The sequence below is a fragment of the Mesorhizobium sp. ES1-3 genome, from assembly GCF_020164795.1.
GTDB lineage: Bacteria > Pseudomonadota > Alphaproteobacteria > Rhizobiales > Rhizobiaceae > Mesorhizobium.
In genome coordinates, this window is the sequence record NZ_JAIUGW010000031.1 from 1 (window position 1) to 22,398 (window position 22,398).

Annotated in this window: 17 protein-coding genes and 1 pseudogene; 12 read left to right on the plus strand and 6 right to left on the minus strand. The window is 62.8% G+C overall.

The window, feature by feature from the left end; translation table 11 throughout:
• The 5 genes and pseudogenes from LB536_RS27945 to LB536_RS27965 form a co-directional block, all read left to right on the plus strand.
• On the plus strand, positions 1 to 3,443 hold a 3,443-nt coding region (locus LB536_RS27945), incomplete at its 5' end, for a beta strand repeat-containing protein (protein ID WP_224598244.1).
• A 73-nt stretch (positions 3,444 to 3,516) separates the two neighbouring features.
• A complete protein-coding gene (locus tag LB536_RS27950; RefSeq protein ID WP_224598247.1) occupies positions 3,517 to 3,885 on the plus strand; it encodes a hypothetical protein in 369 nt (122 codons plus the stop codon).
• A gap of 29 nt (positions 3,886 to 3,914) precedes the next feature.
• A pseudogene (locus LB536_RS31385) lies at positions 3,915 to 4,058 on the plus strand (ABC transporter substrate-binding protein); the annotation flags it as partial.
• Between the two features lie 1,101 nt (positions 4,059 to 5,159).
• Positions 5,160 to 5,822, plus strand: a complete 663-nt coding sequence (locus tag LB536_RS27960; protein WP_224598250.1) for a thermonuclease family protein — start codon at positions 5,160 to 5,162, stop codon at positions 5,820 to 5,822.
• Positions 5,823 to 5,874: 52 nt separating this feature from the next.
• Positions 5,875 to 6,726: a GGDEF domain-containing protein gene (locus LB536_RS27965; RefSeq protein WP_224598252.1), complete on the plus strand. Its 852-nt coding sequence runs from the start codon at positions 5,875 to 5,877 to the stop codon at positions 6,724 to 6,726.
• A 151-nt stretch (positions 6,727 to 6,877) separates the two neighbouring features.
• Here the strand turns inward: LB536_RS27965 and smc are convergent, their stop codons facing one another.
• The 3 genes from smc to LB536_RS27980 form a co-directional block, all read right to left on the minus strand.
• Entirely contained in the window at positions 6,878 to 10,336 is a 3,459-nt protein-coding gene (gene smc, locus LB536_RS27970) for a chromosome segregation protein SMC (RefSeq protein WP_224598253.1), read from the minus strand.
• A gap of 123 nt (positions 10,337 to 10,459) precedes the next feature.
• Positions 10,460 to 11,203: a DsbA family protein gene (locus LB536_RS27975; protein WP_140811656.1), complete on the minus strand. Its 744-nt coding sequence runs from the start codon at positions 11,201 to 11,203 to the stop codon at positions 10,460 to 10,462.
• Positions 11,204 to 11,366: 163 nt separating this feature from the next.
• On the minus strand, positions 11,367 to 11,867 hold the full coding sequence (locus tag LB536_RS27980) for a DUF721 domain-containing protein (RefSeq protein ID WP_140811657.1): 501 nt from the start codon (positions 11,865 to 11,867) through the stop codon (positions 11,367 to 11,369).
• A 53-nt stretch (positions 11,868 to 11,920) separates the two neighbouring features.
• Between LB536_RS27980 and mutY the strand changes: the two genes are divergently transcribed.
• Both mutY and LB536_RS27990 read left to right on the plus strand, forming a co-directional pair.
• Positions 11,921 to 13,060 carry an A/G-specific adenine glycosylase gene (mutY, locus tag LB536_RS27985; protein ID WP_224598254.1) on the plus strand — a complete coding sequence of 380 codons (1,140 nt, stop codon included), beginning with the start codon at positions 11,921 to 11,923 and terminating at the stop codon, positions 13,058 to 13,060.
• Positions 13,053 to 13,664, plus strand: coding sequence for an HAD family hydrolase (locus LB536_RS27990; protein WP_224598255.1), 612 nt, complete (start codon positions 13,053 to 13,055; stop codon positions 13,662 to 13,664). Before mutY ends, LB536_RS27990 begins: the two co-directional genes overlap by 8 nt.
• Positions 13,665 to 13,729: 65 nt before the next feature.
• Here LB536_RS27990 and LB536_RS27995 read toward each other — a convergent pair whose 3' ends face one another.
• Entirely contained in the window at positions 13,730 to 14,863 is a 1,134-nt protein-coding gene (locus LB536_RS27995) for a site-specific DNA-methyltransferase (RefSeq protein WP_224598256.1), read from the minus strand.
• Positions 14,864 to 15,039: 176 nt separating this feature from the next.
• Here LB536_RS27995 and LB536_RS28000 point away from each other — a divergent pair, with 176 nt between their 5' ends.
• The gene (locus tag LB536_RS28000) at positions 15,040 to 15,729 is read left to right on the plus strand and encodes an HAD family hydrolase (RefSeq protein WP_140761118.1); all 690 of its coding nucleotides are present in this window, start codon (positions 15,040 to 15,042) and stop codon (positions 15,727 to 15,729) included.
• A 263-nt stretch (positions 15,730 to 15,992) separates the two neighbouring features.
• On the opposite strand, the gene LB536_RS28005 is transcribed toward LB536_RS28000, so the two are convergent.
• A complete protein-coding gene (locus LB536_RS28005) occupies positions 15,993 to 16,454 on the minus strand; it encodes a cupin domain-containing protein (protein WP_027142377.1) in 462 nt (153 codons plus the stop codon).
• Positions 16,455 to 16,563: 109 nt separating this feature from the next.
• Between LB536_RS28005 and LB536_RS28010 the strand changes: the two genes are divergently transcribed.
• A complete protein-coding gene (locus LB536_RS28010) occupies positions 16,564 to 18,126 on the plus strand; it encodes a winged helix-turn-helix domain-containing tetratricopeptide repeat protein (RefSeq protein WP_224598257.1) in 1,563 nt (520 codons plus the stop codon).
• 104 nt (positions 18,127 to 18,230) lie between these two features.
• On the opposite strand, the gene LB536_RS28015 is transcribed toward LB536_RS28010, so the two are convergent.
• Positions 18,231 to 18,956, minus strand: a complete 726-nt coding sequence (locus tag LB536_RS28015; RefSeq protein WP_224598258.1) for a hypothetical protein — start codon at positions 18,954 to 18,956, stop codon at positions 18,231 to 18,233.
• 130 nt (positions 18,957 to 19,086) lie between these two features.
• Between LB536_RS28015 and thrC the strand changes: the two genes are divergently transcribed.
• Genes thrC through LB536_RS28030 form a run of 3 tightly spaced genes read left to right on the plus strand, consistent with a single transcriptional unit; the run spans position 19,087 to position 22,397 of the window.
• The gene (gene thrC / locus LB536_RS28020) at positions 19,087 to 20,481 is read left to right on the plus strand and encodes a threonine synthase (RefSeq protein WP_224598259.1); all 1,395 of its coding nucleotides are present in this window, start codon (positions 19,087 to 19,089) and stop codon (positions 20,479 to 20,481) included.
• Positions 20,482 to 20,495: 14 nt separating this feature from the next.
• The gene (locus LB536_RS28025; RefSeq protein ID WP_224598260.1) at positions 20,496 to 21,788 is read left to right on the plus strand and encodes a M16 family metallopeptidase; all 1,293 of its coding nucleotides are present in this window, start codon (positions 20,496 to 20,498) and stop codon (positions 21,786 to 21,788) included.
• A 12-nt stretch (positions 21,789 to 21,800) separates the two neighbouring features.
• Positions 21,801 to 22,397, plus strand: a complete 597-nt coding sequence (locus LB536_RS28030) for a GNAT family N-acetyltransferase (RefSeq protein WP_224598262.1) — start codon at positions 21,801 to 21,803, stop codon at positions 22,395 to 22,397.
• The last annotated feature ends 1 nt before the right edge of the window (position 22,398 follow it).

The window sequence follows — 22,398 nt, forward strand, 5'->3', positions numbered from 1 at the left end:
TCGTCACCGACGCCGACGGCGACACCGCCCCGGCCGGCAACCTCACCATCAACATCGTCGACGACGTGCCGACCGCCCATAATGACAGTTGGGCACCAGCCATCACCGCGCCTACAGTGCTGACCGGCCTCCTGGGTAACGATGTCTTCGGCGCCGACGGCGTCGCAACAACCACCCCCGGGGTGATAACAACCACCAACGGCGCGCACGGCACCGTCACTTACAACAACGACGGAACATTCACCTATACGCCGACAGGCATCTATGTCGGATCGGACTCGTTCACCTACACTATCAAGGACGGTGACGGCGACACATCGACCGCTACTGTGACGGTGAACGTGCAGACCAATACCGTTCCCGGGGGTGGCGGCACTGCATCTCTGTCGTTGAACGAAGCCGCTCTCGACACCACCCAAGATGCCACGGACCTCCACGCGGGCGTGGTGACCGGGACCAACCCCACCAGCCCTGGCGAATCGGCACAAGCGATCAGCGGGATTACGTTCACCACGACGGGCGAGGCGATCACCGTCGCCTTTGCCAACCCAACAGGTGATCCGAACTGGGTAGCGCCGACGGTCTCCGGTCTGGCCGCTGGATATTCGATCAGCTGGGCACTCAGCGGGGGCGAGCTTGTCGGCACACTGATGCAAGGTGCCACCAACCTCGGACCATCAATCTATCTAGCGCTATCGAACACCAGCGCCGGCGCCAATAGCTCGTTGACTCCTGTGGTCACCGCCACACTGACCGATCAGCTCCAGCATACCGCCGGCTCTGGCAACATCACCATCAATGGTCTTCAGGTGGTGGCAACCGACACCAGCGGTGATCATGTCTCCGGCGCAGTCAACCTGACGGTTCTGGACGACACTCCGCAGCCTTTCGCCGGCGACAGCATCAGTCTGCCGGACTCATTGCACACCGCGCTGACTGAACACCTCAACTTTGCACCGGGCGCGGGGGCAGACGGTGTCGGAAATGTTGTGTTCAACGTGACGACGGGTGCCGCCGTTCAAGACGTCAGCGGCGCGAACGTCTACCTCAACGGGGAGCAGCTGTTCTATCAAGTCTCCGCGGATGGTCACACGATCGAGGGAAGATCGTCGGTGGCGAATGGCAACGATCTCGGATTCACCGCCACACTCAATCCGGCAACCGACACCTGGTCGTTTGTCTTGAATGGCACGATCTTCAACGGATCTCAATTTACGACGGCAGGCGCCACAGCCACGGGCGGCAACAACCAGGTGAATGCTTTCACAGCTCTCACCAGCCCGGATACGCCGAACGACTTGTTGGTGACGGCAAATGGCTCCAACAACGTCAATACCAGCACCGGAAACTTCGGGGTCGGTAACGGCCAGAGCATTACAAACGGGGAGACAATCCGTTTCGACTTCGTGACGAACGCATCGACCAACGGGACCATCGCCGGAACCAACTATACCACTCACTACGAGGTATCGAGTTTCACCCAGGGGATCACCAAAGCAAATGGCGTGGTGGATATCACCATCAGAGCCGTAAATGCTGACGACGATAAGGTTTTCGTCGGTGACGGCTCGGGGGAAACCACGGCTGCAGGAATCACGGTGACTTTTGTGAACGGTTCTGGCGGCGCCGCGCCCACGCTGACGAACAATGGCGACGGCACTTTCACGCTTCATGGTTTGGACCAAGGCGACACCTTCACCGTCACGGCCAGTTCTGACCCGTTTAGCGCGGTCGAGATCTCGGGGGCATCGTCAGGAACCTTCAAGCTTGGTTCGGCCAGTTTCGCTACCGCCAACGCGGTTGACCCGTTCGACATCAAGATCCCGGTGACGGGAACGGATGGCGACAGCGATACATCGGCCGGCAGCGTGACCGCGCATCTGTACCCAACCGCCACAACGCTTGAAGGCACCAACGGCGTCGACAATCTCGTAGCGACCGCGGCGAAGACCATTTTGCTTGGCCAGGATGGCGACGATCATCTAACCGGCATCAATGGACACGATACGATCCTATCCGGAGGACAGGGTAACGATACACTCGCGGGCCTCGATGGAAAGGATACCCTGATCGGCGGAGCGGGCGCGGACACGATGACAGGTGGAGGAGGCGCCGACACGTTCGTGATTGGGGTTGGGGAGTCGACGCCCGTCATAGGCGGATCTGGCAATGCGGGGACGATTTCCGGCTATGACATCATCACCGACTTCGTCGCCGGCACCGACAAGCTGACCCTGCCGGGTGCGCTGGTGGCTGCCACAGCCGGCCTCGTCGACGGCGCAGGTGACTCCGTCTTGACGATCGGCGGAGACACGGTTGAGTCTCATTCGGTCACGAATGGCATCGCCAGTTTCTTCGGAACCGATGCCGGCGCCTCGCCCTTGGCTATCACCACAACGTCAGGCGTCGCCGCGGCTGTCCAGTATCTCATGGGCACAGACATCGGCAACGCCGGGGCGACGCTCGCATTCACGGCAACGATCTCAGGGGTAAACCACACCTATGTCTATACTCAGACAACCACGAATGCCGGAGTCGGTGCGCTGGTCGATCTGCAGAACGTCACCATAGCGAACCTGAACGCCCTCATCGGAGGATCCGTCGACCCCATCATTCTCGACCTGAACCACAATGGTTTCGCCTTCTCCGATGTCAGCCACGGTGTTCAGTTCGACATGAACGGCGATGGCACCAAGGAACAGCTCGCCTGGAACACATCCCATGATGGCATGCTGGCTGTCGACCTCAACCATGATGGCAAGATCAATGACGGCACCGAACTGTTCACGCCGAATTTCGGCGGTGGCAACTTCGCCAGCGGCGCGGCCGCTTTGGCATCGCTCGACAGCAACCACGACGGCGTGATCGACCACAACGACGCGGCGTTCAGCAGCCTGCTGATCTGGAACGACGCCAATGCCAACGGCATCAGCGACGCCGGGGAATTGTCGCACCTCGCAGACAACGGTATTGTCTCCATCAGCACAGTAGCGCACCCGGCTGTCGGCGAAATCGACGGGCAGACCGTGACCGGCAACGGCACTTTCCAAATGGCCGACGGCACGAGTGGCAACTATGTCGAGGTGGAACTCAATACTTCGCTGGTTGCCCCGACGCAGCCGTCCGTGGCCATCGACGGCACTTCGGGGGCCGACACGTTCAAGATCGACAATCTGAACATCAAGGATCTGATCGTCGACTACCACGGCAACGAAGGGGATAAGATCGACCTGACGGCGCTTTTCGATAAGGCGCCGGCTGGCAACATCGCCGACTATGTGCATTACAACAGCGCAACCAGCACAGTAAGCGTCGATACCAGCGGCTCGGGCAACGCGGCAAACTTCGTGGATGTGGCCGTACTGCAGAACGCACCCGCAGCCGGTACGATCAACATCCTCTATGACGACGCGACACACACGCAGCAGCATGTCACGATTTAGCACTTATGCAGGGTTGTGCTGCCATGCTATGCATTAGCAAGATATGAATTGGGGATTGGAGAGAGGGGCTTACATGAAAATTCGTTCAAGATTGCTGGTTTCGGCCACGGCGCTGCTCTTGGCTGGATCGACCGGCTTTGCCGCCGACATCATCGAAGGTCCGACGGCCGATTATTGCCGTACCGTTGGAACGTCCAACCTCGTGCTGACCGACAACACGGTCGACCTCACGAAACAGGTCGTGAAGCTGATGGACGAGTCGGTCGCCGTCGCCAACAGCCCGGAATGGATCCATTCATCCCGGCCGGTCTTCGTCTGGGCTTCGGAAGCCAAGGTCGCCTGCGGCATGGCTTACGGCTACCTGAAGACCAACTACAAGGACGAAGACACGCTCAACAAGTGCGAGTGTTTTCACGACCGCATGGTCGAGTACATGAACTGACCGCAAGAGCCAAAGCGCGCTGGCAGAAAATGGAATCTGACCGGCAGGTCCACAGCTTGCGAACGTGCGTGGTCGCTTCCGTGCTGGCTATGTCGTTGCTCGGCTGCCAGTCGAAAGGCGCGGTGTCCGACGCGCTCGATCCCGCGGCCATCCAGGCCCCCAATCAGCCCGCTGCGGTTGCTGTCGCCAACGCAAGCATGGCAACGCAGTCTCTCGGCACCGGCCCCACAAAAGTCGCCATGCTGCTGCCGCTGTCCGCCTCCGGATCCGAGGGGGAAAACGGCAGAAAGATGCTCGACGCCGCCAAGCTCGCGATGACGGACCTCGGCAACCCGCTGCTGACGCTTACCATCGAGGACACGAGGGGAGACGCGACCTACTCCCAGCAACTTGCGGTAAAGGCCATAACGTCGGGAGCGAAAGTGGTCATCGGTCCGACCGAACTGGCGGCGGCGCAGCATGTCGCGAAATTGTCGGGCTCGAACCGGCCGGTGGTCCTGGCTCTTGCGGACAATTTTGCCGGTGGCCCGGGCGTCTATGCGGTATGCCTCAGCGAGGCGGACAGCGCGGCCGCGGGAGCCGGCGCGATCGCGGCCAAGGGCGGCAAGAAGTTCGTCCTGCTGGTGCCGGCGGGCGCGAGTGCCGATGTCGTCGAGAAGCGGGTCGCCAACAGCCTCAGCGTGTATGGAGCCGCACTGGCGATCACCATACCCTATACGAGCGCCGACAGCGCAGCAAAGGCGGTGGCGGACATGGGTTCGCTGGTGGACGCCCCCGATGCCGTGGTCGTTGCCAGCGGCGACAGCAATCCGTCGCCAATCCTGATCGCCCTGAAGGCAAAGGGCATTCCTGGAAAATCGACCTCCGTGGTTGGCACGAACCGTTGGCTGGAGCATCCGACCAGCCCACTTTTCGAAGGCGCCTATATCGCGACGCTCGACCAACACGAAACAGGTCCGATTTCGGATCGTTTCAAGGCAACCTTCAACTACGAGGCCGACACCAATGTCGCTTATGCCTACGACATGGTTGCCCTGACCGCGGGGATCGCGAGCGCTGCCGGACCCAACGGTTTCAACAGGCAGGTTTTCGAGAACCGGAGTGGATTTCGCGGATCGACCGGTTTGTTCAGGTTCCGCGCGGATGGATCCAGCGAACGCTCGATGCCGTTTTACCGGATTGAAAAAGGTGCGCTCAAACTGGTTGCCAAATCGACGTCCAGCTTCTAGCGAATTGAGCGCGTCGGCCTGATGGGACAAACGGCGCGCCTTCGCATGATGGTCGCGGTCGCAAGCCTCGAGCTTCTCGCCGGCATCCTGCTGCTGGTCAAGGCAGCGACCCTGTTTCCTGTCGAACGGACCGTCACCGACCTACCCCCTGGCGTCAGCGATGAAGCCGCGCAACACCCGGTTCGATCGGTCGTCAATTCAGCCCGCAAGATTGCCGAGGATCTCATCGCACCGCCGCAGATCGACGGATCCGACATGGAGCGGGCGGAACCTCGTCTGCCCCTTGGCGACCTCGGCCTCGCCTCACAGCCCAAGCCATCGATGCCCAGGGATTGGCCGGAAACATCGCTGTACCGTCCGGTGGCCACGTCGTCGGCTGGTTTCGACTCCATGGGGCGGAAATTGTTCATCAGCGGAACCCAGAGCGTCGAGGCCGACCGGGTCTGCCTGTTTCACGATAGTGCTTGGCCTTGCGGGCAGCGGGCGCGCGCGGCTTTCAACAACTGGATGCGCGGGCGGGCGCTGAACTGTTTCGTGCCTCCGACGGTCGACCGCTTCCCTGTCGCGGCGACCTGCAGGCTGGGCAAACAGGATGTCGGCGCCTGGCTCGTATCGAATGGCTGGGCGCTGGCCTTGCCGAGCGGCATCTATGGCAAGGCCGAAGCAACAGCCAGGACGGCGGAGATGGGAATCTTCGGCCCCCCATAGACGGCAGCAACCGGATTCGCCACAAAGGGCTGCATCCTCTGTTCAGAACAGCTTGGCGATCTATCCCGAAGCGTCAAATTGTATTGTTCTTCGAAACCGAAATCGTAACTTGCCGGTCTTATGCTTGGCGATCGAACGGAGATCGACGATGAGCAACGCAGCAGCTGATGTCCCGCCCCATCACGAATGGAAGAACGTCGCCTGGTTGGCGTTCCTTGGAACCATAGGCAGCTTGTGCGTCTCCCTGACCCTGAACTACCTGATGTTGTTCAGCGAGATGCTGACGCCTTTCGGGCGAAGCATGATCACCGCAACGGTTTTGCCTCTGGTGATCTGCCTGCCGCTTTTTGTGTTCATAGGCCTGAAGCTGGTCGAGATCCGTCGTTATCGGCGGGAACTCAACAGGGCCGCCACCTTCGATACGCTGACCGGTTGCCTGAATGGCAGGGTCTTCACGTCGCTGATCGAGAGACGGGCGATCAAGCCTTCCGTTCCAGGCGAGCGATCGGGCGCCTTCCTGGTCATTCATCCTGAACATCTGAACGCCATCAATTTGCGCTTCGGCCTGAGCTGGGGCGACGAGGCCTTGCGCCTCATAGCCTCGACCATCCGGTCCGGCGTGCGCTCGCAAGACGTCGTCGGCCGCATAGGCGCGTCCATGTTCGGCGTCTTCCTTCCCGGAACGAGCGAGGCCGAAGCCAAGACGGTTGGCGAGCGTATCCGCGCCAATGTCTCGCAGGTCTATTTTGCCCCTCAGGGCGCCGAGGAGATCCTGGCCGTGACCGTCGGGGGCGTGGTTTTCGAGGAGGACCTCGACTTCGAGGACATGTTCCGGCCGGCGGAAGAGAGCTTGTCGGGCAAAGGCGGTTTCGAACTGTCGCGTATTCAACGCGCTTCAGCCTGACGCCCTCCAAGACTGGTTCGGTTTTGCCGCGACTTTTGCGATAATCGGGAAAGTCGATGCCACAATCCGTGGCTTATCGCCCGCGATCCTTTCGCTACGATCCTTCGCAACGCCTAACGCGCAGCTCCTACGGGCGGCGGCGCTTTCGGCGTCAGCTCGCCTCGCGCATCGCTTCCGCGGCCTGCAAGTCGACGGAGACCAACTGGCTGACGCCCTGCTCGGCCATGGTCACCCCGAACAGCCGGTCCATGCGCGCCATGGTGATGGGATTATGGGTGATGATGACGAAACGTGTCTCGGTGGTCTTGGCCATCTCGTCCATGAGATTGCAGAAGCGCTCGACATTGTGATCGTCGAGCGGCGCGTCGACTTCGTCGAGCACGCAAATCGGCGCCGGATTGGTCAGGAACACGGCAAAGATCAGCGACATCGCCGTCAGCGCCTGCTCGCCGCCCGACAGCAGCGTCATGGTCTGCGGCTTCTTGCCGGGCGGACGGGCCAGGATTTCAAGCCCCGCCTCCAGCGGATCCTCGGATTCGATCAGCTGCAATTCCGCCGTGCCGCCACCGAACAGATGCGAGAACAGCCGCTGGAAATGGCTGTTCACCACATCGAAAGCGGCCAGCAGCCGCTCGCGGCCTTCGCGGTTGAGGCTCTGGATCGCTTGTCTGAGCTTGCGGATCGCCTCGATGATGTCCTCGCGCTCGGAAACGATGGTCTCCAGGCGCTCGGAAAGCTCCTTCTGCTCTTCCTCGGCGCGCAAATTGACGGCGCCGAGCCGTTCGCGCTCGATCTTCAGCCGATCCAACTGGCGTTCGATCTCGGGCATCTCGGGCATCGGATCGTCGGCTTCCAGGCCGGTGTGGCGGATGACCAGATGCGGCGGCGTGTTCAGCGTTTCCTGGATGCGCGCCTCGACCTCCAGCCGGCGTTCGTCCGCCGCCGTCAGCCGTTCCTCGGCGCGGGCGCGGGTTTCGCGCGCCTCGGCCAGCGACTGGATGGCTGATGTGGCCGCCTTGTCCAGTTCGGCCTGCCTGGTCTCCGCCTCCTGCAGCCGGTCGGCGGCCGCCTTGCGCAAGGTCTCGGCTTCGGTGAGCTGCGACAGCAGCGCACGACGCTTGGCGTCGATCTCGTCGGGCGCGTCGGCCAGCCGTTCGCGCTCGGCCTCGGCCTCGGCCTTGCGTTCGCCGAGCGAGGCGATCTGTGTCGAGGCGTTTTCGGCGCGCACCAGCCAGTTGCTGCGCTCGGCGCCGATCGCGTCCAGCCGTCGCGTGCGGGCCTCGGCTTCGCGCCGCAAGCCTTCATGGACGGCGCGCGCGTCAGCCAGTGCGGCGCGGTCGCGAGAGACATTGGCCGAGGATTGTTCGAGCTGCAATTGCAGATCGCCGAGATCCGGCGCGTCCTGCAACAACATCTCGGCTTCGACGAAAGCCGCCGACGTCTCCTCGTGACTGTCGACGATGCGGGCGCGCGCCTCGTCCAGCGCGGCACGCCGGCTCGACAGTTCACCCCCGGCCTTTTCGGCCTCGGCCAGCGCATTGCGGGCGGCGTCCAGCCGGTGCTGGGCGTCGCGTCCGGCCTGGCGCGTGGTTCGCTCCGCTTCGCTTGCCTGGCGCAGCGCCTGCTCGGCCTGCGCCAACGCTTCCTCGGCCTGGCGCAGGACGAGCGTCGCCTGCACCGCTTCGGCGTCGAGTTCGGCAAGGCGGTTCTTCTGCGCCAGCCTTTGTGCCGCCGCGGTCGGTGCATCGGCGCTGGCGGTCAGGCCGTCCCAGCGCCACAGCGCGCCCTCGCGACTGACCAGGCGCTGGCCGGGAGCCAGAAGCCCCTGCAACCGGCGGCCGTCAACGGCCTCGACGATACCGATCTGCGCCAGACGGCGGGCAAGTTGTGCCGGCGCGCGTACCACGCTGGCCAGGCTCTTGATCCCTTCCGGAAGCGCGGCGTCGCCGGGCTGGATTTCGCTTTCGCCCCAATGCGCCGGTGCGCTGCGGTCGAGCGGCACGTCGAGATCTTCGCCCAGGGCCGCTCCCAGAGCCGTCTCGAAGCCGCGCTCGACGCTGATCTGCTCCAGCACGGAAGGGAAAAGATCACCGCTGGCCGCGTTCAGGATCTTGGCCAGCGTACGCGCTTCGGTCTCGATCCCGGCCAGTTCCGCCCTGGCGTCCTGAAGCGGGGGACGAGCGGCGCTTTCGGCGCCACGAGCGTCGATGACCGACTGCTCGGCCTGCGCCACCGCGGCCTCCGACTCTTCCAGCAATGCCAGCGCCTGTTCGACCAGGATCCGTTTCTCGGCCGGATCCGGCAGGCCGGCCACCTTTGCGAGGATGTCCGACAATTCGCGGTCGACATCGGCGAGCTGGCGGGCGAAGCGATCGCGCCGCTCCGCGGTCTCGCGCAAAGTCCGTTCGATCTGATGGCGCGAGGCGGCAGCCTCGGCGCGCTCGGCGGTCAGCGCGGCGAGCCTGGCTTCGCTTTGCGCAAGCGTCGAGGCGGCCTGTTCGAATGCCGCGCGGGTCGTGGCCTCGCGCTCCGCGGCGCCTGCGTTTTCAGAGTTCAGCGCGGCCTCTTCTGCGCGCAGGCGCTCGAGAACGTCGGCGTTGTCGCGCACCATCCGCTCTTCGCGGGCGATATCGCCGTCGAGCTGCTGCAACCGGCGCTCGAGTTCGGCCTGACGGGTGCGGATGCGGCCGGCTTCTTCCTCGATCTGCGACCTGGCGATCGACAGCCGCTGGAAGGCCGCGGCAGCCGCGGCTTCCGCGTCGCGCAGGTCGGGCAAGCGGTGGGCGGAGATGCCCTGCTCCTTGGCCGCGTTCATCTGCGTGGCGGCGCGGTCGCCGACGAGCGCCGTGGCCGTAGCCAGCGCCGAACGCGCCTCGCCTTCCTGCGTCTTGGCCAGCGTCCAGCGCAGATGCAAGAGCGTGGCTTCGGCCTTGCGGATGTCGGCGGACAGGTTCTTGAAGCGGGAAGCCTGTCGCGCCTGGCGCTTCAGGCTTTCGATCTGGCTTTCCAGCTCTCCGACGACATCGTCCAGGCGTTCGAGGTTCTGCTCGGCCGCCTTGAGCCGCAGTTCCGCCTCGTGGCGGCGGGTGTGCAGGCCGGAAATGCCGGCGGCCTCTTCGAGAAGCGCGCGGCGCGCCTGCGGCTTGGCCTGGATCAGTTCGCCGATACGGCCCTGCCCGACCATCGAGGGCGAGCGCGCGCCGGTCGACTGGTCGGCGAACAGAAGCTGCACGTCCTTGGCGCGCGCTTCCTTGCCGTTGATGCGATAGAGCGAGCCGGCCTCGCGTTCGATGCGGCGCGACACCTGCAGTTCGTCGGCATCGTTGAAGGCTGATGGAGCCGAGCGGTCGCTGTTGTCGAGGAACAGCGTGACTTCGGCGGTGTTGCGGGCGGGACGCGTGCCCGAACCGGAAAAGATCACGTCGTCCATGCCGGACGCGCGCATGTTCTTGTAGGAGCTTTCGCCCATCACCCAGCGCAGCGCCTCGACGAGGTTCGACTTGCCGCACCCGTTCGGCCCGACAATGCCGGTCAGGCCGCGTTCGATGACGAACTCGCCGGGTTCGACGAAGGACTTGAAACCAAGAAGGCGGAGGCGCGAAAACTTCATTCACGCGCCTCATACACCGGTTCCGCAAAACTGTACCGGGGTTTTGCGGCAGGGCGCATGGCGCGTGAACAGATAGAGAGGCAAGCAGCGCCGGAGCGCTGCCGCTTCGCCGCTGAGCCGATGTCAGAGCAGAGGGTCGATGATGGCCGACATTTCCTCAATCGACATCGCCCCTTTGTAGGTCTTACCGTTGATGAAGAAGGTCGGTGTCGAGTCGACCTTGAATTCATTGGCGCCACGCTTCTGGACCGATCTCACATCGTCCAGAAGTTTCTGGTCCGTCAAGCAGGCCTCGAAGGACTCCTGTGTAAAACCGGCCAGCTTGGAGATTTGCAGCAGCGCCTCCTTGGTGTTGGAGACGCCAACCCAGTTCGCCTGCTGCCTGAACAGGACATCGACCATCGGGAAATAGTTGTCCTTGGCACAGCGCGCCAGCATGAAACCGGCTTCTGCGCTCGGATCGAACGGGAATTCGCGCAGGATGTAGCGGGCCTTGCCGGTATCGATGTACTTCTTCTTCAATTCCGGGAAGGTGGTCTCGGCGAAATGCGCGCAGTGCGGGCAGGTCATCGAGGCGTATTCGACGATGGTGACCTTGGCGTCATCCTTGCCGAGCTGCTTGTCGGGCAGCGCACCCGGCTTCAGCAATTCGGCCATATCCACCGTGCCTTGCGCCTCCGGCACCTGGACCGCGGCGGGGCTGGCCGGCTTTGCGGCCGTTGCCGGGTCCGCGGGCTTGACATCCGCAGCCTTGGCCTGTTCGCCGGAATCGCTGCAGGCGGCGAGCAGAGCCACCGCCGGGACGGCGGCCAGCGAAGTCAGGACGTTTCTGCGAGAGAAGCTTTGACCAAACGGGGAACGGCTCATACGAATCACCTGATAAGGGTTAATTTTGCAATGCAATGGCACGAAAAAGCGAGAGTTGGCGCGAATTAAGGCATCCCTGTCCCCAATCCAATCGCGAAACCTGACAAGGGTGATCACGAAAGCGCGAGATTAACGACAAACCTATGACTGTTTCCAGTCGGAACTAGGCTTTCCTTCCGCCCAAAATGGTCGCACCCAGCCTTTCCAGCGAGGCGCGCAGCCCGTCATCCTCGATCAGCCCGACAGTATCGGCCAATTTCGCCTTTTCCGCCGCGCTCAGTGGCCTGAGGGCAGGTCTGGGCCGGGCCTTTCCGGAGCTTACCGGCTTCTGCACGATCCTGATGCGGCCTATCGCGGTAAAGCCGAGGAAGGCGTTGACCCGGTTGATGATCTCGCCGGTCTCGTGCTGCAGATGAAGCGCGGCCATGCCTTCGCAGGCGATGACCAGCACGGCCGGCTCGAACGGATCATCCTCGTGAAGGCGGCGCGGCCACTGGATCTTTTCGGGCCGCGAGTGGATGGCCAGGCGCGGTCCGGCAATCTCTTCCCAGGACTGGACGAGACCGATCGATATGCCTGCCCGCCTGCGCAGCACCGGGTCGAGGATCTCGGTGGCGAGATCGCTCACCGGAACGGGATTGCCGAAGGGCCTTTTCCCTGCCATGTGCGTTCTCCAGCCACGACCCAGCAGATACCGGCCAGGCCAACGCAAGATCAATGGCACCAGCAGACCAGACCCACAAGGCCCCGACAAGCAAAGCCATCTCAGACGATACGGCGTCACACCTGCTCGCCTGGTACGACACGCATCATCGCGAATTGCCGTGGCGCATCACCCCGCGCGAGCATGCACGCGGTGTGCGGCCCGACCCGTACCGTATCTGGCTGTCCGAGGTGATGCTGCAGCAGACCACCGTCGAAGCGGTGAAATCCTATTTCCGTGCCTTTGTCGAGAAATGGCCCGACGTCGAAGCGCTGGCCGCGGCGCCGACAGAGGATGTGATGAAAGCCTGGGCGGGGCTCGGCTATTACTCCCGCGCCCGCAATCTCAAGGCCTGTGCCGATCTGGTGGCGGCGCGCGGCGGCCGGTTTCCCGACACCGAGACCGGACTCCGGGAATTGCCGGGGATCGGCGCCTATACGTCGGCGGCCATCACGGCAATCGCCTTCGACCGTCCCTCCGCCGTTGTCGACGGCAATGTCGAACGCGTCATCTCACGACTGTTTTCGATCACGACGCCGCTGAGCGAAGCCAAGGCCGAGATACGGGCCCATGTCGAGCGCATGGTGCCGGCGACAAGGCCCGGCGACTTCGCCCAGGCGGTGATGGATCTCGGCGCCACGATCTGCACGCCACGCCGGCCGCGCTGCATGCTGTGCCCGCTGCGCGAGGACTGCAGCGCCGTCATTACAGGCAACCCCGAGAATTTCCCGGTGCGGCTGCCGAAAGCCGACAAACCGCTGCGGCGCGGCGCGGCTTTCGTGGCCACGCGTGAGGACGGCGCCATTCTTTTGCGCAAGCGACCGGAAAAGGGGCTGCTCGGCGGCATGACGGAAGTGCCGACCACCGCCTGGACAGCGCGGGTCGACGGAGCCACGACGCAAGCCGCGGCGCCTTTTCCCGGCGACTGGCGGCACGCTGGAACCATCACGCATGTCTTCACCCATTTTGCTCTCGAACTCGAAGTCTTTCGCGCCCACATCAAAGGTGATGCACTGGCAGGGTATTTCTGGTCGCCCGCCCATGAGATTTCGGGCGAGGCGCTGCCCACTGTCATGAAAAAGGCAATCGAGGCTGCGATACCCGGCGCGACGAAAAAGCCGTCGCCATTGAGTACAAAGAGGCCCCATGACTGAAATCCGCCACATCGTTTTCGACATCGGCCGCGTGCTGATCCACTACGATCCGAACATCCCGTTCAGCCGCCTCATTCCCGATGCCGAAGAGCGAAAATGGTTCTTCGACAATGTCTGCACGCATGACTGGAACATCGAACAGGATCGCGGCCGGACATGGGAAGAGGCCGAGGCGCTACTGGTTGCGGAGCACCCCGAGCACGCCGAAAACATCCGCAATTTCCGCCGCCACTGGCACGAGATGGTTCCGCACGCCTATGACGACAGCGTCGCCATCATGCTCGGCCTGATCGAAAGCGGCCATGATGTCACCATGCTGACCAACTTTGCCTCCGACACGCTTGCCGAAGCGCGCGAACGCTTCGATTTTCTGGATCGCCCGCGCGGCGTCACCATCTCCGGCGAGATCGGCAAGATCAAGCCGGACCGCGGCATTTACGACCATCATGTGGCAGCGTTTGGCCTCGAGCCGTCCGCGACGCTGTTCATCGACGACAGCCAGAAGAATGTCGACGGCGCCAAGGCCGCCGGCTGGCAAGCGGTGCTGTTCACCGATGCCAGGACGCTGCAAGCAGATTTTCAACGCTTTGGAATCAATGCGTGATCTCTATCGCTTGCAGCGATCCGTTGAGATTTTGAATCAACGAATATGAGGCAAGCGGCAGGGAGTCAGCCCCCTGCCCGCTCCATGCCGAGACGGGCAATGCGGCGCAACTCGTCGATCGGGGTCAGCCCGCCGCTGCGCTCATAATGCCAGAAGGTCCAGCCGTTGCAGGCGTCCAGCCCCTGCACCTCGGCGCCGATCTTGTGGATCGAGCCGGCGCTGTCGCCGATCGCTACCGTGCCATCGGCGCGAACCTTGGCGGCCCAGCGCTTCTTGGCGTCATAGAGCGTGGCGCCGGGCGTCACCAGCCCGGTGTCGATCAGGCTGATGAAGGCGACGCGCGGCTCGGCGCGTTTGCCGGTAAGCACGGTGAGATCCGCTTCGTCGAGCGGCCGCACGGCATCGATGCGCGCATTGGCGGCGTCGATATAAGCCTGCTCGCGCTCGATGCCGACGAAGTGGCGGCCGAGGCGTTTGGCCACGGCACCCGTCGTGCCGGAGCCGAAGAACGGGTCGAGCACGACGTCACCCGGCTTGGTCGAGGCCATCATGATGCGGGCGAGCAATGCCTCGGGCTTCTGCGTCGGATGCAGCTTGTCGCCATTGTCGTTCTTCAGGCGCTCGCCGCCGGTGCAGATCGGAAACAGCCAGTCGGAGCGCATCTGGATATCGTCGTTCGATGCCTTCAGCGCTTCATAGTTGAAGGTATAGCCCTTGCCCTTCTGGTCGCGCGAGGCCCAGATCATCGTCTCATGCGCGTTCTGGAAGCGGCGGCCGCGGAAATTCGGCATCGGGTTGGTCTTGCGCCAGACCACGTCATTGAGAATCCAGAAGCCGAGATCCTGCATCTTGGCGCCGACCCGGAAGATGTTGTGGTAGGAGCCGATGACCCAGATCGTGCCATTGGGCTTCAGCACGCGGCGCGCCGCCAGCAGCCAGGCGCGGGTGAAGGCGTCATAGGCTTCAAAACTCTCGAACTGGTCCCAGTCGTCGTCGACCGCATCGACCTTGGACTGGTCGGGACGGTGCAGATCGCCGTCGAGCTGCAGATTGTAGGGCGGATCGGCAAAAATAACGTCGATCGATTTTTCGGGCAGGCGGTCAAGAGCCGCGACGCAATCGCCTTTCAGGATGGTGTCCAGCCATTCGGATTGCTGAGGAGCGTGGGAGAGCTCGTCGAGAAGACGCACGGCTGACATTTTTACACCCAATGCACGCGTTACTGTTTACTCCCCGTTATGGTTACCGATCAGCGTAAATATTCGGTGAAGGCGCGCGGATGGCCACCAGATTTGCGAAGGCCCGGTCATTGGTGTATGCCGCGCCGCTTGGACCCTGAGTGGCCATCCCTCCATCCTCCATCGTCCGGATCACCATGCCCCAGCCAGACCTTGTCATCTTCGATTGCGACGGCGTGCTCGTCGATTCCGAAATCATCGCCGCGCGGGTCGAGGCCGAATTGATCACCCTGGCCGGATATGAAATCTCGGCGGAGGAAATTGCCGAGACCTACGCCGGCCTGACCTTCAAGGACATACTGATGCGGATCGAGGAGAAGTCCAAGATCCCGTTCCAGGTGTCGCTGATCGATCGCGCCGAGGAACTGGTCGACCGCAAACTGCGCAGCGACGTGCGTGCCATCGAGGGTGTGCGCGAAGCGGTCGCCTCGGTCACGGCGCAGCGCTGCATCTGCTCCAATTCACGTTCGGAGCGGATCGAGTTCATGCTGGAGAAGGTGCATCTGCTGCCGTTCTTCGCCGGGCGCATCTTCTCGGCGATGGAGACGCCGACCGGCAAGACCAAGCCGGCTCCGGACGTGTTCCTGCATGCCGCCGAAAAGCTCGCCGCCAACCCGGCGAACACCTTCGTCATCGAGGATTCCGTGCATGGCGTCACCGGCGCCAAGGCCGCCGGCATGCGCGTGATCGGTTTTACGGGCGCCAGCCACAGCTATCCCGGCCACGCCGATGCCCTGACGGAGGCCGGCGCCGAAACGGTGATCCGCCGCTGGGCGGAGCTGAAAAGCGTGATCGCGGCGCTGTCGGAATGGTCGGAAGACGCCTAGAGCATGATGCCGAAAAGTGTGAAGCGGTTTTCGGACGACATCATGCTCTATCTCTTTGATTTAGAGACGGTTCGGATTTCAGGTCGACTCGACCTGAAATCATCCGGCTCTAGGGCGGCTCGCTGGAAACTCTGCTCGCGAAGATTTCCAGCGCGTCCGACCCTTGCTTAGCCAGTGTCGTTCCCGAAGCGCTCCGGCGGCTCGCGGAAGAAAGGTCCGAACTCAGAAAAGCCCGGAGCGGCCATCGAAGTCTGGTGACGAGCCTACGCGCGTGTCGTCAAAGTCGAGAGCTGGTCGGTGTCGTAGCGATTTCGCAGATCGGCGAGGGCTTTTGGATCCGGCGCCCCCTGCGCCGCGAGGCTGGCCAGCTCTTCGAAATAATGCTCATGGCCAGGCGGAGAAACGGTCATCAGCACGCGAGCCGGTTTCTCGCTGACATTGGTGATGTTGTGTGGCACCCCCGGCGGGATGAACAGAAAGGTTCCAGGCGTCGCGCGGATCGTCTCGTCGCCGAAATGCCACTCACACTCGCCGTCGAGCAGGTAGAAGGTCTCCTCCTGCACCCGGTGCACATGCCGCCCGGTGGCGAACTGCGGCGGGATCGTCCAATCGAACATGCTGGTGTGCCTGGTATTCTCGCCGGTTACGAGGAAAGCCATGGGATGACCACGCAGCATGACGCCCTTCTTCTCATCGGGCCTGCGGATGAAGGCATTGGCGCTCATATAACCCTCCTTTGGCTGGGCGCATGCTTTTAACAAGCATTTGTGCAACATCGGCCGTTCGTGGCGGAAAGTCGTGAATCCGTTCCCAAAAATTTGCTAAAAGACTCTGATGACCGTAAGGGGCGACCTCTACCAGTTCGGCCCGTTCCGCCTTGATCCGGAGGTGGGCATTCTCTTTTGCTGGGGTGAGCCGACCATACTTGGGCAACGCGCCGTCGCGCTGCTGCGCCTGCTGATCCAGAATGCGGGCGTTCCCGTATCCAAGGACGCGCTGATCGAGGCCGGATGGGGCGGATTGGCGGTTGCCGATAACAATTTGACGGTTCAGATCGCAGCCTTGCGCCGCGTCCTGGCCGACACGGCGAATGTCGACAGCTGGATCGAAACATTGCCGCGCCGCGGTTATCGCTATGTCGGACCGGCTGTCACCAGGGATGTTCCTGAAGCCTCGGCAGCCGTCCGCGCCGCGTCGGCGCCGACCTTGCCTGAGAAGCCTTCCATCGCGGTCCTGCCGTTCTCCAACTTGAGCGGCGATCCGCAGCAGGAGTACTTCGCCGATGGAATGGTGGACGACATCATCACAGGCCTGGCACGCATCAAGTGGCTGTTCGTCATCGCACGAAACTCGACCTTCACCTACAAGGGTCGCGTCGTGGACGTGAAGCAGGTCGGTCGCGAGCTCGGCGTTCGCTATGTCCTCGAAGGCAGTGTGCGCAAGGCCGGCGGTAATGTGCGTGTTACCGGGCAGATGATCGATGCATCGACCGATGCGCATGTATGGGCCGAGCGCTACGACCGCAGCTCCGAAGACATCTTTGCGCTTCAAGACGAGATTGCGCTGTCAGCAGTCGGCGCAATTGCGCCGAGCGTGCGGAAAGCCGAAATCGAACGTGTCAAGCGGAAGCGGCCTGACAGCCTCGATGCCTACGATCTCGTGCTGCAAGCCCAGCCTGACGTCGATTCAGGCATGCCGAGGCAAGTGACCAGAGCGCTGCTGCTTCTTGACCGCGCTATCGCACTCGAGCCGACTTATGCGCTGGCACATGGCAATGCCGCGATGTGCCACCATTGCCTGTTTCTTCGCGCCGGCTTGCAGGAAATCAACCGTGCATCTTCGATCCGTCACGCCCGGTCTGCCATTGTCCATGGACAGGATGATGCGCTCGCTCTGACCTGGGCCGGCTTTTCCATCGGAATGGATGCTCACGATCGCGCCGCTGCATTTACTGCATTGGAGGCCGCGCTCGCCATCAGCCCGTCATCGGCGCTGACCTACATTCTTGGCAGCGTCATCCTCGGATGGAGCGGCGAAGCCGAGCGCGCGATAGAATGGAGCGAGCAGGGTATGCGGCTAAGCCCGTTCGATTCGTGGACTTGGGCGGCATTTGACGCTCAAGCAATGAGCCATTTGCTGCGCGGTCGTTACGAAGAAGCTTGCCGTGCGGCCTACAAGTCCGTTCAAGCCAACCCGGCGCATAGTATCACTTATGTGCAATTGGCCGCCGCGCTGGCCAACCTTGGCCGATTGGATGAAGCGAAGGTGGCCGCCGCTCGCGTGCTCGAGCTTCAGCCTGGCTTTCGCTACAGCCGCCAGTTCGCAGGCGTGAATTGCGCGCCCGCGCTCGCGGAGGCTCTTGGAAGCGCACTACGACGCGCGGGACTGCCCGAGTAGCTCGGTTGACTGCGTGGGGGTCTTGGTCGGCCAGCGATGCCGCCGTTGTCCCCTGCATGTGACGATGCGCCTCGGCAAACTTGCCGCCGGTCGCCTGGGCTCGTTCAGTTCATTGCCGTGGCTTTCTTCCTCTTGCGCTTCGGCTTGTCGGTCGTCGCCTTGGGCGCGGTTTCATCATAACCGGCATAGGCCTGATAGTCCGCGGCCGTTGGCGCCGGTACGACGACATTGGAATCGGTGAAGACAAACTGGGTGGCGACCGAGGGATCGGTCACCTGAACCTGGTACTGGTGGATCTGCGAATAAAGTACGTCGGTGCCATGCATGACGGCGGTGCGGATCGGCATGGTGATGGTGCCCGGCGTGAACTTCGGGCCCGGTACGATCTTGCCGGCAACCGCGATCTTCATCGTCAGTTGTCCGTCGGCACGGCTGCAATCGCGGGTCACATCGCTGATCGACGCCTGATAAATGATTCTCGCCGAATCGTCGGGCGGCGTAGCAGCAGCGGCGTCAGCCGCGGCCTGGGCCGCGGCATCCGCGGCCGCGTCGCCGGTCTTCTTGAGCTTCGGTTTTGGCTTCTGGACCTCGTTGACATAGGTGTTGAAGAAGGCGGTGCCATCGCGCACCGTCACCCCAGGGCAATAGGCGTTCAGCTGGCTGGCCAGCACCTTGGGATCCTGTGGCGGCGAAGGCGCGGTCGGGTCCTTCTTGCCGAAACCGAGGTTCAGGATGCCATTGTCGCCTGATTGGCAGCCAGCGGCGGCAAGCATAAAGCCCGTGAGCGCAAGACCCGCCAAAAAGCGACCACTTGATATACGAAACGCCATGAAACTGCACTTCCCTCTCGCAAAGCTGGTGACGTATATCAACCGCGCGGCAAAAATGCGACTAGAGCCGGTGCAGAAATTAACCACCTTGTGGTGAACGGAAAAATCAGGCGGCAAACGGATCTGTGACATGCATTATGTGAGTACCCGCGGGGAAGCGCCCGCGCTTGGATTTTCCGACGCTATCCTGACTGGGCTGGCGCGCGATGGCGGGCTCTATGTGCCGCGCGAATGGCCGCACTTCTCAGCGGCCGACATCCGCGCCATGCGCGGCCTTGCCTATCCCGACCTCGCCATACGCGTGTTGACGCCGTTTCTCGGCGGCGAGATCGCCGCGCCGGTCTTCGAGCGCCTCGTCCGCGAAGCCTATGCCACCTTCCGCCATGAGGCCGTCTGCCCGTTGGTGCAGACCGGCGCCAACACTTTTGTCCTCGAACTCTTTCATGGGCCGACGCTGGCGTTCAAGGACGTGGCGATGCAGTTGCTTGCCCGGTTGATGGACCATGTGCTTGCCGAACGCGGCCAGCATGCGACCATCGTCGGCGCCACGTCGGGCGATACCGGCGGCGCGGCCATCGATGCCTTTGCCGGGCGCAGCCGCACCGACATCTTCATCCTTTTTCCGCATGGCCGCGTCTCGCCGGTGCAGCAGCGGCAGATGACCACGTCGACGGCTGAAAATGTCCATGCGCTGGCGATAGAGGGCAATTTCGACGACTGTCAGGGCCTGCTGAAGGACATGTTCAACGATCACGGCTTCCGCGACCAGGTGTCGCTGTCGGGGGTCAATTCGATCAACTGGGCGCGGATCATGGCCCAGATCGTCTATTATTTCTCCTCGGCACTGTCGCTCGGCGCACCGGACAGGCCGCTGTCGTTCACGGTGCCGACCGGCAATTTCGGCGATATCTTTGCCGGCTATGCCGCCAAGAAGATGGGCCTGCCGATCGAACGGCTGGTCATCGCCACCAATGACAACGACATATTGGCACGCACCTTTGCGACCGGCGAATACCGGACCAAGGGGGTCTTTGCGACCACCTCGCCGTCGATGGACATCCAGGTTTCGTCGAACTTCGAACGCCTGCTGTTCGAGGCCTCAAATCGCGATGCGGCAACGGTGCGGCGCTACATGGCCGGCCTGAAACAATCGGGCGCTTTCACCATCGAAGCCGCGGAAATCGCCGGGATGCGGTCCGAATTCGACGCCGGCCGCGCCGATATGGACGAGGTTGCCGCCACCATCCGCTCGACGCTGGCAAACAGCAACTACCTGCTCGATCCGCACACGGCGGCGGCCATGCACGTGGCGGCGGGCAAGGCTGGCGCGGTGCCGATGGTGGTGCTGGGCACCGCCCACCCGGCGAAATTCCCGGCCGCCGTCGAGGCCGCCAGCGGGGTCTCGCCCGCCCTGCCCGCATGGCTAGGGGGATTGATGACATTTGAGGAAAAATACACGGTACTTCCATCCGACCTCAAAATGGTGGAAGATTACGTCAGCCGCCGCGCGCGGGCGGCGCGTTAAGGAGTACGAGCCATATGGGTGTTGAGGTAAGCCGTCTGTCGAACGGCCTGACAGTCGCCACCGAAACCCTTCCAAGTATCGAATCGGTTGCCTTGGGTGCCTGGGTCAAGTCCGGTGCCCGCAATGAACGCGAAGAAGAGCATGGCATGGCCCATCTGCTCGAGCACATGGCGTTCAAGGGGACGAAGCGGCGAAGCGCCTTCGAGATCGCCTCGGAAATCGAGGACGTCGGCGGCGAGATCAATGCCGCCACCAGCGTCGAGACCACATCCTACTACGCCAGGGTGCTCTCGGACGATGTGCCGCTGGCCGTCGACATCCTGTCCGACATTCTGCAGGAGTCCGAATTCGACCCGCAGGAACTCGAGCGCGAGCAGCACGTCATCCTGCAGGAGATCGGCGCCGCGCACGACACGCCCGACGACATCGTTTTCGACCGTTTCACCGAGACGGCCTTCCGCCACCAGACCATCGGCCGCTCGATCCTGGGCACGCCCGAAACGGTAAAATCCTTCACCTCCAAGCAGTTGCACGATTTCATCGAACGCCAATATGGCGCCGAGCGGATGGTGATCGTGGCCGCAGGCGACATCAAGCACGACAAGTTCGTGCGCGAGGTCGAAAACCGGCTCGGCGGTTTCCGCAGCAAGGCCGACAGCACCATTCCGCAATACGCGCAATATGTCGGCGGCGATTTCCGCGAGGACCGCGACCTGATGGACGCGCAGATCGTGCTGGGCTTCGAGGGCCGCGCCTACCACGTGCGCGATTTCTACGCCTCGCAGGTGCTGTCGATGATACTCGGCGGCGGCATGTCATCGCGTCTGTTCCAGGAAGTCCGCGAAAAACGCGGCCTGTGCTACTCGGTCTATGCCTTCCACTGGGGCTTTTCCGACACGGGCATATTCGGCGTTCATGCCGCGACGGGACAGAGCGACATCGCCAAACTGGTGCCCGTCATCGTCGACGAGTTGCAGAAGGCCGGCGAGAGCATTCTGCAGGAAGAACTCGACCGCGCGCGCGCCCAGTATCGCGCCGGGCTGATCATGTCCGCCGAAAGCCCGGCCAGCCGCGCCTCGCAGATCGCGCGGCAACTGCTCCTGTTCGGCCGCCCGATCGCAAAGGAAGAGCTGATGGAGCGGCTGGCGGCACTGACGGTCGAGCGCCTGACCGATCTGTCGTCGCGGATGTTCTCGACCAAGCCGACGCTTACCGCTGTCGGGCCCGTGGGTACGCTGGCACCATACGAGGCGATCCTCGATTCGCTTCCGGGCACGCAGACCACGGCCCGCAGGCTCGCCGTCTAAGTCCCAAGCGCCGTGTTCGCGCTCCCTTTCTTTCGCCGTGACCTGCCGGCACTGAAGGGCAACCTCGTCACGCTGCGCGTGCCGTTCACCAACGACTACCGCGAGTGGTCGGCGGTGCGCGGCGAAAGCCGGGCGTTCCTGGAGCCGTGGGAGCCGCGCTGGACCCCCGACGAACTCGACCGCACGGCATGGCGCCTGCGCATCAGCCGCTACCGCGAGGACTATGCGCAGGGAACCGCGATCGCCTTCTTCATCTTCGAGCAGTCGAGCGGCAAGCTCGCGGGCGGCATTACGCTCGGCAACATACGCCACGGCGTCTCGCAAAGCGGCCATGTCGGCTACTGGATCGGCGAGCGCTTCGGCGGCCGTGGCCTGATGACCGACGCGGTCAAGGTGGTGACCCGCTTCGCCTTCGATACGCTGAGGTTGCACCGGATCGAAGCCGCCTGTATTCCCGACAATATCCGGTCGATCCGCGTGCTTGAAAAAGCCGGATTCCGGCGCGAAGGACTTCTGCGATCCTATCTCAGGATCAACGGCATCTGGCAGGACCACTACCTCTACGCCCGGATCGCCGACGATCCGCCGGGCGCTGGAACGAAGGACTGAT